General features: G+C 62.2%; 12 protein-coding genes. 10 read left to right on the top strand and 2 right to left on the bottom strand.

Going from position 1 to position 11,853, the window contains the following annotated elements; all coding sequences use genetic code 11:
• Positions 1 to 22 precede the first annotated feature (22 nt).
• The 3 genes from catA to zwf all read left to right on the top strand — a co-directional run bounded on the left by catA (position 23) and on the right by zwf (position 2,809).
• Positions 23 to 886 (top strand): catechol 1,2-dioxygenase, encoded by an 864-nt coding sequence (catA, locus tag BVC93_RS00515; protein ID WP_083735453.1) that lies wholly within the window; start codon positions 23 to 25, stop codon positions 884 to 886.
• 7 nt (positions 887 to 893) lie between these two features.
• Positions 894 to 1,184, top strand: coding sequence for a muconolactone Delta-isomerase (gene catC / locus BVC93_RS00510; protein WP_083735452.1), 291 nt, complete (start codon positions 894 to 896; stop codon positions 1,182 to 1,184).
• A 113-nt stretch (positions 1,185 to 1,297) separates the two neighbouring features.
• Positions 1,298 to 2,809 carry a glucose-6-phosphate dehydrogenase gene (gene zwf, locus BVC93_RS00505; RefSeq protein ID WP_083735451.1) on the top strand — a complete coding sequence of 504 codons (1,512 nt, stop codon included), beginning with the start codon at positions 1,298 to 1,300 and terminating at the stop codon, positions 2,807 to 2,809.
• A 65-nt stretch (positions 2,810 to 2,874) separates the two neighbouring features.
• On the opposite strand, the gene hxlA is transcribed toward zwf, so the two are convergent.
• Positions 2,875 to 3,576 (bottom strand): 3-hexulose-6-phosphate synthase, encoded by a 702-nt coding sequence (gene hxlA / locus BVC93_RS00500; protein ID WP_236950191.1) that lies wholly within the window; start codon positions 3,574 to 3,576, stop codon positions 2,875 to 2,877.
• Positions 3,549 to 4,130 carry a 6-phospho-3-hexuloisomerase gene (hxlB, locus tag BVC93_RS00495; protein ID WP_083740697.1) on the bottom strand — a complete coding sequence of 194 codons (582 nt, stop codon included), beginning with the start codon at positions 4,128 to 4,130 and terminating at the stop codon, positions 3,549 to 3,551. The genes hxlA and hxlB overlap by 28 nt, the downstream gene beginning before the upstream one ends.
• Before the next feature lie 145 nt (positions 4,131 to 4,275).
• Here hxlB and BVC93_RS00490 point away from each other — a divergent pair, with 145 nt between their 5' ends.
• The 7 genes from BVC93_RS00490 (at position 4,276) to BVC93_RS00460 (ending at position 11,809) form a co-directional block, all read left to right on the top strand.
• Complete coding sequence (locus BVC93_RS00490; RefSeq protein WP_236950190.1) at positions 4,276 to 5,577, top strand: helix-turn-helix transcriptional regulator; 1,302 nt, start codon at positions 4,276 to 4,278, stop codon at positions 5,575 to 5,577.
• 255 nt (positions 5,578 to 5,832) lie between these two features.
• Positions 5,833 to 6,783: an AraC family transcriptional regulator gene (locus tag BVC93_RS00485; RefSeq protein ID WP_192860147.1), complete on the top strand. Its 951-nt coding sequence runs from the start codon at positions 5,833 to 5,835 to the stop codon at positions 6,781 to 6,783.
• Between the two features lie 86 nt (positions 6,784 to 6,869).
• Positions 6,870 to 7,937 (top strand): PDR/VanB family oxidoreductase, encoded by a 1,068-nt coding sequence (locus BVC93_RS00480; protein ID WP_236950189.1) that lies wholly within the window; start codon positions 6,870 to 6,872, stop codon positions 7,935 to 7,937.
• Between the two features lie 48 nt (positions 7,938 to 7,985).
• Positions 7,986 to 9,299 (top strand): cytochrome P450, encoded by a 1,314-nt coding sequence (locus BVC93_RS00475; RefSeq protein ID WP_083735447.1) that lies wholly within the window; start codon positions 7,986 to 7,988, stop codon positions 9,297 to 9,299.
• Positions 9,296 to 9,877: a flavin reductase family protein gene (locus BVC93_RS00470; protein ID WP_083735446.1), complete on the top strand. Its 582-nt coding sequence runs from the start codon at positions 9,296 to 9,298 to the stop codon at positions 9,875 to 9,877. The genes BVC93_RS00475 and BVC93_RS00470 overlap by 4 nt, the downstream gene beginning before the upstream one ends.
• Positions 9,877 to 11,499, top strand: coding sequence for a 4-hydroxyphenylacetate 3-hydroxylase family protein (locus tag BVC93_RS00465; protein WP_083735445.1), 1,623 nt, complete (start codon positions 9,877 to 9,879; stop codon positions 11,497 to 11,499). The genes BVC93_RS00470 and BVC93_RS00465 overlap by 1 nt, the downstream gene beginning before the upstream one ends.
• A 4-nt stretch (positions 11,500 to 11,503) precedes the next feature.
• Positions 11,504 to 11,809 (top strand): EthD family reductase, encoded by a 306-nt coding sequence (locus BVC93_RS00460; RefSeq protein WP_083735444.1) that lies wholly within the window; start codon positions 11,504 to 11,506, stop codon positions 11,807 to 11,809.
• Positions 11,810 to 11,853 lie beyond the last annotated feature (44 nt).

Below are 11,853 nucleotides of genomic sequence, written 5' to 3'. Positions count from 1 at the left end.
ATAGGAAGAGAGAAACTACGACATGACCACCATCGAAAACCCCGCGGTGAGCGCGAGTGCAGCTGCGTCAGGTGCCTCCGCGACCGAACGCTTCAACACCGACAAATCACCCTTCGCGGCGGTCGCCGACACGCCTCCAGCGCGGGTGCATGAACTGGCCACCGAGGTGCTGGAAGCGGTGCGTGCCACGGTGCGGCGTCACAACGTCACCTACGACGAATACAACGCCCTCAAGGCGTGGCTTATCTCAGTCGGGCAGGACGGCGAGTGGCCGCTCTTTCTCGATGTGTGGATAGAGCATGTCGTCGAAGACGTTGCCACCCAACACCGTAAGGGAAGTAAGGGCACCATCGAGGGGCCCTACTATGTACCCGGCGCACCGGAGCTCGGCGCCAGCGGTATCCTACCGATGCGCGCCGGCGAGTCAGGAACACCGCTGGTCTTGCGCGGCGTCATCAAAGCCACTGACGGCACGCCGCTGGCCGGCAAGATCGAACTGTGGCACGCCGATGCCGAGGGCTTCTATTCGCAGTTCGCTCCGAACATTCCCGAGTGGAATCTGCGTGGGACCTTTTCCGTCGACGCTGACGGCGTTTTCGAGATCACCACGATCCGCCCCGCGCCCTACCAGATTCCTACCGATGGGTCGTGCGGGAAACTCATCGCGGCGGCCGGTTGGCATGCCTGGCGGCCCGCCCATCTGCACGTCAAGGTGTCTGCGCCCGGACATGAGCAACTCACTGCCCAGCTCTACTTTCCGGGCGACCCGCACAACGGCGACGACATCGCCAGCGCAGTCAAGCCCGAGCTCATGCTGGAGCCTGTCACGAAACCTGATGGGTCGCAGGTGGTCGTCTACGACTTTGTCCTTGACCCGGAAATCTGACGCGCGCATGCTTTTTCATGTTCGTATGGACGTCCGAATTCCGCAGGGACTCGATCCGACTGTCAAAGACGAGGTATTGGCCACGGAAAAGGCCTATTCGCAAGAACTGCAGCGGGCGGGCAAATGGCCGCATATCTGGCGCATCGTGGGGGAGTACGCGAACTTCTCGATTTTCGACGTCGAATCGAATGACGAATTGCACCAGATCCTTTCAGGATTGCCGCTCTTCCCGTACATGAGGATAGTCGTCACTCCGCTAGCGGTCCACCCCTCCAACATTGCGTTGATGCCCACCTGATCGTAGGGCGAGTACGTGCTACCCGGTTGGCTCGGTGTATCCGATTTCGTTGTCCCGCAGTATTACAACGAACGCTGGCTATGCCGGCTGCCGCTAGCCAAAGGAGCGATCAGATGACCACCACGCAGCTGCGCCAGGGTGAGGCGCCCGCCTCGATCTCGGTCGACGCGCGAAACCCCGGTGCGGAAATAGAATCCGCGACGATGGTGATCTTCGGTATCACCGGGGACTTGGCGCGCAAGAAGCTGATGCCGGCCGTGTACGAGCTGGCCAGCAGGGGCGAGTTAGGTCCGGATTTCGACCTGGTGGGATTCACTCGGCGTCCCGACGGACTGCACGAGAGATTGCAGGCGAGTATCGCTAGTTACGCTGGGCGGGATTACAACCCGGATGTCTGGGCCGAGCTGCGGGAGAGGATCCATCCTCTGGGTGGTTCCTATGAGGATCCAGAAGCATACCGGCGGCTCACCGTGTTGCTCGATTCGCTGCAGCATCGTCGACGCAAGCCGAGCAACTGCCTGTACCACCTGTCGTTGCCGCCGTCTGCCTTCGCAGAGGTGTCCACTCGGCTCGACGCCGCCGGCCTCTCCAGATCACGGACCGGCTGGCGGCGGGTGATGGTAGAGAAGCCGCTCGGCCACGACCTCGCCAGCGCCCGGGTCATCGCGACAGCCCTGGAATCGGCGTTCGCCTCGGCGTCGATCTTCCGTACTGACCACTACCTGGGTAAGGAGGCGGTACAAAACATCTTGGCATTACGGTTCGCCAACCGGCTGTTCGAACCATCGTGGAACAACCTGCATATCGATCACGTGCAGATCACCATGGCGGAGACCATCGGTGTCACCGGCCGTGCGTCGTACTACGACGGGGTCGGAGCTGCCCGTGACGTCATCCAGAACCACCTGCTCCAACTGCTCGCGCTGGTCGCTATGGAGGAACCCTCGTCCTACGCCGCCGCCGCGGTGGCGGCCGCCAAATGTGCTGTGTTGGCTGCCAGCTCCGTCGCGCTGCCGTTCGACCGGACCACAGCACGAGGCCAGTATGTCGCCGGGACGTCGGAAGGGGTTCCGGTGGGTGCCCTCACCGAGGAGGCGTCGTTCGCCGCGGATTCGGCAACCGAAACCTACGCGGCACTGACCGTGTTGGTCGACTCACCGAGGTGGTCGGGTGTGCCCTTCTATCTCCGCACCGGGAAACGGCTGAGCCGCCAGGGTGTCGAGATCGTCGTGACTTTTCGGCCGGCCGAGTACGCGGCGCGGGACGGGGTCGCCAACGTGTTGGTCTTGCGTCTGCAACCCGAGATCAGCATTGAGCTTCAGATTGGGGCCAAGCAGCACGGACCCGGGTTGCAGGTGCAGCCGATGAATCTCGAGCTGGATCTGCGTGCGTCCTTTGACGCCGCACCGAGCGCCTATGAGCGGCTGATCCGTGATGCCCTGACCGGAGATGCGACGCTTTTCCCGAGCGGAGACGAAGTGGAAAGATCGTGGGAGATCGTCGATCCGGTCATCGAGTACTGGTCCAAAGGTGGCCGCCCCGAGGACTATCCGGCGGGTTCGGACGGACCTCGGTCGGCAGCCCGGATGCTGGCACGAGACGGACGAATGTGGCGTTCCTTGTGAATCGCGCCGGCAACGGCGATGTGGCCCTGGACCCGCAAGGATCCAGGGCCACATCACGGCGTGGTTCAGGCTGTCAGGGCCGCTTTCAGCGACCTGGCTGCCGCCGCGGGGTCGTCGGCGCCGTAGATCGCTGCGCCGGCCACAGCGACGGTTGCTCCCGCATTGCGCACTTCCTCAATGGTATTGGCCTTGACGCCGCCGGCAACCGAAAATGGCACACCAGCGAGCTGTCCGTCGGCGAGCAACGTCTCGATCGTGTACCCGGGTTGAGCCTGCTCGTCCAGACCGGCATGGATCTCCACGAACGCGACACCAAGCTTGGAGACTTCGCGCGCCCGCTCAACACGATTGGCGACACCGATCAGATCTGCGACGACACGCTTGCCGTGCGTGTTGGCTGCTTCAACCGCACCTGCGATCGTGGCATCGGCCGCGCTGCCGAGAACGGTCACGATGTCGGCACCGGCCTTGAAAGCGAGATCCGCTTCCAGCAGGCCCGCGTCGGCCGTCTTCATGTCAGCGAACACGATCTTGTCCGGGTGCGCTGCCTTGATCGCGCTGATGACGGCGATACCTTCGCTTTTGATCAGCGGTGTACCCAGCTCGATGATGTCGACATACTGCGATACCTGCCGGGTCAGTGCGAGAGCTTCGGCCGTGCTGAGCAAGTCGATGGCGACTTGGAGTTGGGTCATGAATGTACTCCTGAGGTGAGTGGTATTGCGGGCATGCCGGTTGGCTACCCGATGTTGGCGTGCCTGGTCCACAACTGCTCGGGTGTCAGTGATGTTGTGCGCCAGAGCATGTGGAACTGTGCGTCGAGTGCAAGCAGAAGGCTCTGCTCGAACAGGCTGCCGGCGTATTGCCGGGTGACAGATGTGCTGTGGTCCTGCTTGTCGGCGGCTGCGAGCACGAGCGCGTGGTCGCAGCGCTGTGCGAGTGGCGATTGCGCGGCTGTGGTGACGGCGACGACAATGGCGCCGACACCTCTGGCGACTTCGGCTGCCTGGACGACAGCTGCTGTGGTGCCCGACCCGGACACCGCGAGCAAGACATCACCGGCGCCGATCGCCGGTGCAGTGACCTCGCCTGCCACGTGCACTCGCAAACCGAGGTGCATCAATCTCATCGCGGCCATCTGGGCCGCTAAACCGCTACGGCCAGAGCCGATCACAAAGACCGCCCGGCCCTGGCTCAGCACCTCGCCGAAGTGTTCCCAACCCTCGTCGTCGAGGGACTCGAGCAGGCGTTCGTTCTCGTCGAGCACAGTTCGGCGCGCATCGCTGAAGCTGACCTGCCCGCGCTCGACCGTTCTGTTCATCATTCTCCTTTGCTGGTCGACAACTACCGAATCGCGTCCAACGTTGCCGTGCCGCCGGGCACTGAGCACCCATTCGATCGGTGAGTTGTTGCTCGACGGTCGGTCAGTTCCCTTCGCGTGCAGGATGTTTAACTTGGAGGTCTTGATGAGTATCGAAGCGTTGCAGAGTGACAGTGCCGGATCTGACGCCTGGCGGGCGATGAGATCGGTGATTTCGGGTCCGCTACCGGACATCGCCGACCGGTTTTCACGGCTGCTGGCGCCACTGCTGCCGCATGAAGCCTTGGTGATCTTCACCCGCGAGTGCACTGGTCGTCCCGGGAAGGTGAGTGGGGAGCCGGGGATCGTCTCGAAGGTGACAACGGCGGAGCTGTCACATATCAGGGAGCAGCTCGATCTCGGTGAGCAACGGTTCGGGGTTGCCCGCGTTGCGGGGCTTGCGCGACAAGCTTGGGTACTACGAGACAGCACTGACACCTTGTTGGTGGTGGTGTGCGACCGGCGCCCACCACCGGCCTGGGACGTGACCGCGACTGTCGCGGCCATGTTCGGAATTGTCGCCGACTCGATCCGGCATCGGGTGGCGCAGGCCAGTCCCGACTATCTGGCCGAATCTCGGGCTGCATCCACTGAACGTGCACGCACCATCGCCGAGTTGACCGAGATGCATGAGGCCACGCTCTCGACGCTGTTGGCCACGCTACGCTCCGACCGGATCGATGACCGGAGAGCCCGAGTGATTGCGCGGGAAGCCGCGTCGTCTGCCCTGATTGCGGTCCGATCGGTGGGAGTGGCGGATCGGGCAATCTCGGAGGAGGCGGTGACGACGGCCTTCGCCAGACTGCGAACCGAACTGTGTGACCTTCTTCTTCCAGATGGTGTCGGGATCGACCTCGTTGAGCCGCCACGGGACGGACGTCCGCTGCCTGGTGAGGTGGCTTTCGGTGCACGCGCGATGGTGCGTGGAGTCATCGAGGCGCTGACCGCTCAGACACAGTTGCGACGACTGCTTGTCGGATGGGGATGCGATGGGGCGCATCTGCTGGTGGAAGTGCGCGATCAGGGCTCAGGCGATGTCGACCAGACGGCGTTACGCCGGCAGCTGGGCGACCGGCTGTACGCCCTGCGGGGTCGGGTCGACATTGACTCGGTGAAAGGTTGGGGGAGCCGCGTCTGTTTGTCGATTCCTCTGGATGCACCGGCAGCCGAGCCGGCCGATCACCTACTGGCCATGCTGAACCCGCGCGAACGGGAGGTACTGCGGCACGTTGCCGTCGGAAAGCGCAACAAGGCCATCGGGGAACAGCTGGGCATCAGTGAGAGCACAGTGAAGTTCCATGTCGCCGCGGTGTTGCGCAAGCTCGGCGCCCAGAATCGGGGTGAGGCGGCCGCCATAGGACTGCGAGCTGGTGCCTTGCCTGCCACATATACCCAGTTCACGTCCTGAAGGCGTGGCGTCAGTCGAAAGTGGATTGCTGAAAGCAGATTCTATGTGCGGCTATCGGATCTACAGTGCACTCAGCGTGTCGACCGTGGATGGGGCCAAGAAGCCCGGCAATTTTCCAGCGGCGCTCCAGCACTGGTTCGCGGGAGCGCCCAGATCGCTGTCGGCAGGTGCGGGCGTGCGCGACGTACATCGCGCCGAGAGAGTCGGATGACCGACATGTCACTGCGGTCCGCTGCGACGGCCTCGTCGATCCGGATGTCCAGCCTGGACGTCAATGAGGCCACCCAACAGGTGGGTCAGATCTTTCATCCGCACGAGCTCACCCGCGTCGGATGCGAGCGGGGATTTCACGCCGAGCTCGTCGCCGTCACATCGGGCCCTATCGTTTCAGGGATACTGCACTACAACAGCAATAGTGACCTCTACTGCCCGACGATTGACGGCTACCACATCAACATTCCGCTAAGTGGGGAACTGGTCTCGGTATCTGGCAGCACCACCAGCCGGGTGGGAACCGATGCGGCCGTGGTGTACGAGTCGGGATCGGATGCGAAGATTTTCTGTCCGCAGGGCAGCCAGCTGAACATCTTCGCAATGAAGATCGACGGAACCGCCCTGCGGTCGGTGTTGTCCGGCCTCATCGACGGTCCGGTCAGTGATCCGATCGATCTGGGCGGGCCCCTTGATCTCACCGGCACCGACGGCAAGGCTTGGTGGTCTCTGGTGCGCGAGGTCTACCGCGCGCAGGTCGAAAACTCGATACTGGCCAACCACCTGATGATCAAGCCCCTCTCGTACAGCATGATCGTTGGCCTTCTGATGCTCGCGGAGAATCGCTACAGCGCGACACTGGTTGCGCCTGAGCCGGCGATCACCTCAGGTGTGATCAGCAAAGCTGTGGAGTACATCAACGGGCATACGGCGGATTCCTTGACGCCGGCGGACATCGCCGCTGCGGTCGGCGTCAGCGTTCGTTCGCTGCAGCGCGGATTTCGCGAGCAACACCAATGCACGCCAATGGAATTCGTGCGCAAAGTGCGCCTGAACAGAGTTCGCGTCGCGCTTGCTGCGGCGTCTCCTGAGGCCGCGTCGGTGGCCCAGCTGGCGACGGCGTGGGGATTCACCCACTTGGGTAGATTCGCCGCGGACTACCGGCGTGAGTACGGCGAAACGCCCTCGGAAACCTTACGCGCCACCAGCCTGTAGTACGCCCGCCGACAATGGCGCGCTACGGATGTTTTCTGGCGTCCGACGGATAGATATGGTCTGCACCACTTTCTAGAGTCGTTGTGATGGAAAGCTCACCAGGGGAAGTCGGCGGTGGCGCCATGCGATGTGCGGCCATCGCCGTCCATGCGGCAGACCAAGGCCTGGGAAGAAGGAACGAATTGGATTGCACAACAACGGATATGGATAACACGCTAAGTCTGACCGTCGATGAGGTCCGCACTGAATGTCAAGGCGTGATCGTTCTTGTGATGATCGACGCCCGCGGCAGGACGCTGCCGCCCTGGAATGCCGGGGCGCACATCGACGTCCATCTGCCCAATGACCTCGTCCGTCAGTATTCGTTGTGCGGGGATCCGCAGGACCGCAGCCGCTACGAGATTGCGGTCCTTCGTGACCCAAACAGCAGGGGCGGGTCGGAGTTCCTCCACGCACAGGTGAAAAAAGGTGCAACGCTAACCGTTTCCGCTCCGCGGAACCACTTTCACTTCCGCGAGGCGCAGGAGTACCTGTTCGTGGCGGGTGGCATCGGCATCACCCCGCTGATCCCGATGATCGCCGCGGCACAGCGGTCCGGCGTGCCTTTCGCCGTTCGCTATGCAGGTTCTCGCCGGTCTGCCATGGCATTTGTCGACTTGGTGGATGCGTTACCGAACACCATGATCCACGCCTCTGATGAGGGTCCACGGCTGCGGCTGGAGGAGGTGCTGACACCTGACCTGTCAGCCGGCTGTCTGATCTACTCCTGCGGGCCGGCGCGCCTGCTGGACGCGTTGAGTAGTCGATGCGCAGAGATCGGATTGACCGACCAGCTCCATATCGAGCGATTCGCCGCGGCAGCACTGAATGTGGATACCTCCAAGGATCAATCCTTCGATGTGGAGCTCGCGAGATCCAACAAAGTCATCGAAGTGGGCGCTGAGCAGACCATTCTCGACGCCCTCGCGGCGGCCGGCATCAAGGTGACCAGCAGCTGCGCCGAGGGTATCTGCGGGTCGTGCGAAACCGCCGTTCTCGATGGCGATGTCGACCACCGCGATCAGATCCTGGACGACGACGAAAAGGCTGCAAACGAAGTCATGATGATCTGTTGCTCGCGGGCGACCTCGCGGCGACTTGTGCTCGATATCTGAACGGCCACATCACCAAACATCCAGCCCCCAACGAGAAATGAGGAGAAGATGACCGAAACAATGGCCAACACGGGGAGTCTTCCCAGCGGTTGCCCAGTCTCGGGCTTCGCAGCCGCGTTCAACCCGTTCGACGAGGAGTACCTCCAGGACCCCTACTCGGTATTCGCTCGGGCGCGCCGAGAAGAGCCGGTCTTCTACAGTCCAGAGATCGACTACTGGGTGGTCAGCCGGCATGAAGATGTGTTGGCGATCTTCCGCGACACCGAGTCCTACTCGGCCACTGCGGCAGGCGAACTCATCAAGCCGCCCTGCCCGGCGGCGATGGACAAATTGGCCGCTGTGGATTACGTCCCGTCGACCATGCTGGTCGACGAGGACGCCCCGTTGCACACCAAGCGCCGACGCGTACTCCGCAAAGGCGTGAGCGAAGCACGAGTTGCGGAAATCGAGCCGCTGACAAGACGATTCGTCAACCAGTGTCTGGACACTATGATCAAGAGCGGCAGTGCAGACATGGTCACCGATATGACCTTCGAGGTGCCCGCGCTGACGGCGTTCGTTCTGATGGGCGTCCCCGAAGCCGAAGTTGCCCGGGTTCGCGGCTACGCTTCCCGATTCGCGCTGTGGATCTGGGGACGCCCGTCCGACGAACAACAGGTCGCGCTGGCCGAAGAGTTTGCGGCCTACCTGCAGTATGCGCGTGAGCATGTCGACCGGCTGATCGAGAATCCTGGCGACGACTACATGAGCAACGCCATCAAAGCCTGGCAGGCCGCAGGCAACGACGAGGTGTGGGACAAGACCTATCTGGCCTCCATCATGCAGAGCCACCTGTACGCCTCACATGAGACCACCACCAACGCAGCGGCAAGCGGGTTCAAGGTGCTTCTCGAGCACCGCGACCAGTGGGAGCAACTGTGTGCCGATCCCACCTTGATTCCCAACGCGGTCGAGGAGATCCTGCGCTTTGCTTCCTCGGTTCCCACGTGGCGCAGGGTGACCACGCGTCCGGTCAACATCGGTGGCCTCGACATTCCTGCGGGGCAGCGGATTCTGGTGCTCACTGGATCGGCAAACCATGATGACACGGTGTTCGCCGACGGCGATTCGTTCGACATCACCCGTGAGAACGCCGATGAACACTTGGCTTTCGGGTGGGGCGTACACCACTGCCTCGGGCAGGCGCTGGCGCGCATGGAGATGCGGGTCATGCTGGAGGAGACGACCCGTCGGCTGCCGCACATGCAGCTGGTGGACGGGCAGACGTGGACGTATTCGCCCAACACCTCGTTCCGTGGACCAGACAATGTACTGGTCACTTGGGATCCGCAGCAGAACCCAATGGCGCAGGACAGGCCGTGACCTCGGAACCCCAACAGACCCGGAGCATCTTCGGGCAGTTCGCCAGTGGTGTCACGGTGATCACCTGCGCGAACGACGAAGGTACTCCGCACGGCGCCACGGTTACGGCCTTCACTCCGGTCTCGGTCGAGCCGAGGCTGTGCCAGGTCACGTTGCACCGATCGTCGAGAGCCTGTGCATTACTAAGTGGTGCACCGTTCACAGTGAATATCCTGGCCGACGATCAGGGCGATATTGCGATGAACTTCGCAGGGCGGCCGTGCAATCCGGGGCCGGTGTGGCGCCAGGGGCCGACCGCTCCGATGATCTGCGGGTCGGTCGCGATGATCTCCTGCCGTCCTTGGGCCGAGTACGACGGTGGTGACCACGTGATCTTCATCGGTGAGATAGTCGCCGCCGAGGTCACCGACAAGCGTCCGCTTCTCTACTTCCGAAGCACATTTCACGAACTTGGAATACCGGAGTCGCACGTGCCGTGGAGCGGCTCGTTCGACGACCCATTCTGCGGATGGTTCGGCGCTGATGCCGAGTTCACGCCGCTCTACCTCAACAAGACCCGCCAAGGAGCAGTCACCTAATGACCACCATCGCATCACGAGAGTCCGACCCCACGTCGACTCCCGTCCTGACCAGCAATCCGGCATCGCAGTCGGCGGAACTGGCGAACGCGACGTTTGCGACCAGGCCGATGACCGGTGCCGAGTACATCGAGTCTCTCCGAGACGGTCGTGAGATCTATCTGCAGGGTGAGCGAGTGTCAGATGTCACCAGTCACCCTGCGTTCCGTAACCCGATCCGGATGGTGGCGCGACTGTACGACTCGATGCACCAAGGGGACGTGGTCGATACGGTGACCAGCCCGACCGATACCGGCAATGGTGGCGTCACCATGCCTTTCTTCAAGGCGTCGACGTCGTCGGCGGATCTTCTCAAGGAGCGTGACGCGATTGCCGCGTGGGCGCGCATGACCTATGGGTGGATGGGGCGTAGTCCCGACTACAAGGCCAGTTTCTTGGGCACGCTGCACGCGAATAAGGAGCTATACGCACCTTTTCAGGACAACGCTGAAAGGTGGTACCGGGAGTCGCAGGAGAAGGTGCTGTACTGGAATCACGCGATCATCAACCCGCCGGTGGACCGACATCTGCCGCCCGACGAGGTCGGCGACGTGTACATGAAGGTCGAGAAGGAGACCGACGCCGGTGTGATCGTTTCCGGAGCCAAAGTCGTGGCCACCGGTTCGGCCATCACCAACTACAATTTCATTGCGCACTACGGCCTTCCGATCAAGAAGAAGCAGTTCGCGATTATCTGCACCGTGCCGATGGATGCTCCCGGTATCAAGTTGATCTGCCGCTCGTCGTACACCCAGAACGCAGCTGTGATGGGAACTCCGTTCGACTATCCGTTGTCGAGCAGGATGGACGAGAATGACACCATCTTCGTCTTCGACAAGGTGCTGGTACCGTGGGAGAACATCTTCATGTACGGCGACGTGGAGAAGATCAATGCGTTCTTCCCGCAGTCCGGATTCCTGCCGCGGTTCACGTTCCAGGGCTGCACCCGATTGGCTGTGAAGCTCGACTTCATCGCCGGCCTGCTCCTCAAGGCGTTGGAAGCAACCGGGTCCGGCGGATTCCGCGGTGTGCAGACACGAGTCGGTGAGGTAATCGGTTGGCGGAACCTGTTCTGGTCACTCACCGAATCCATGGCACGCGACCCTGAGCCGTGGGTGGGGGACACGGTGATCCCGAAGCTCGAGTACGGCCTCACCTACCGCATGTTCATGATCCAGGGTTATCCCCGAGTGAAGGAGATCATCGAACAAGACGTTGCCTCCGGGTTGATTTACCTACCGTCGAGTGCCGCAGATTTCAAGAGCGCCGAGGTGCGCCCGTATCTCGACAAGTACGTACGGGGCTCCGACGGCATGACTGCGGTGGATCGGGTGAAAATCATGAAGGCACTGTGGGATTCAATCGGTTCGGAGTTCGGCGGTCGCCATGAACTGTACGAGCGCAACTACTCGGGTAACCATGAGAACGTCAAGGCGGAGCTGTTGTTCGCCGCCCAGAACCGTGGCGCGGTGAGCAGCATGACCGGGCTGGCCGAGGCGTGCCTGGCCGAGTACGACCTCGACGGATGGACCGTGCCCGACCTCATCGGCAACGCCGACGTCTCCTACTTCGGCAGAGGTTGAACTCGTGGCGCACACGCTTCAGGTTCTCTATCGACAACCCGACGACCCGGACGAGTTTCGCCGTTATTACCGCGATCACCACCTACCGCTTGCCAGGGCGATCCCCGGTGTTCTGTGCGTGCGCTACACCCTGGATGTGACGTCGCTGGCCGGGGAGGCGTCCTATTTCGCGGTCTTCGAAGCCGATTTCGCCGATCTGACGTCGCTGCAGTCGGCCCTTGCGTCACCGGAAGGCCAGCGAGCGCAGGCCGACGTGGTCCACTTCGCCTCCGGCGGTGTCGATATCTTGCACTTCTCGCAGACCTGCTGAGTGCGGCCGAACTTCCCACTACCCCGAACAAGTCGAGGAACAAC

The organism is Mycobacterium sp. MS1601 (genome assembly GCF_001984215.1).
GTDB lineage: Bacteria > Actinomycetota > Actinomycetes > Mycobacteriales > Mycobacteriaceae > Mycobacterium.
Note: the sequence above shows the minus strand (reverse complement) of the source record. Positions and strands in the feature narration are given on the sequence as shown.

Coding starts and splice junctions, on each gene's coding strand:
- BVC93_RS00475 (WP_083735447.1), top strand. CDS start 7,986: ATGACCGAAACAATGGCCAACACGGGGAGTCTTCCCAGCGGTTGCCCA.
- BVC93_RS00485 (WP_192860147.1), top strand. CDS start 5,833: ATGTCCAGCCTGGACGTCAATGAGGCCACCCAACAGGTGGGTCAGATC.
- catC (WP_083735452.1), top strand. CDS start 894: ATGCTTTTTCATGTTCGTATGGACGTCCGAATTCCGCAGGGACTCGAT.
- BVC93_RS00490 (WP_236950190.1), top strand. CDS start 4,276: ATGAGTATCGAAGCGTTGCAGAGTGACAGTGCCGGATCTGACGCCTGG.
- BVC93_RS00465 (WP_083735445.1), top strand. CDS start 9,877: ATGACCACCATCGCATCACGAGAGTCCGACCCCACGTCGACTCCCGTC.
- catA (WP_083735453.1), top strand. CDS start 23: ATGACCACCATCGAAAACCCCGCGGTGAGCGCGAGTGCAGCTGCGTCA.
- hxlB (WP_083740697.1), bottom strand. CDS start 4,130: ATGAACAGAACGGTCGAGCGCGGGCAGGTCAGCTTCAGCGATGCGCGC.
- zwf (WP_083735451.1), top strand. CDS start 1,298: ATGACCACCACGCAGCTGCGCCAGGGTGAGGCGCCCGCCTCGATCTCG.
- BVC93_RS00480 (WP_236950189.1), top strand. CDS start 6,870: ATGGAAAGCTCACCAGGGGAAGTCGGCGGTGGCGCCATGCGATGTGCG.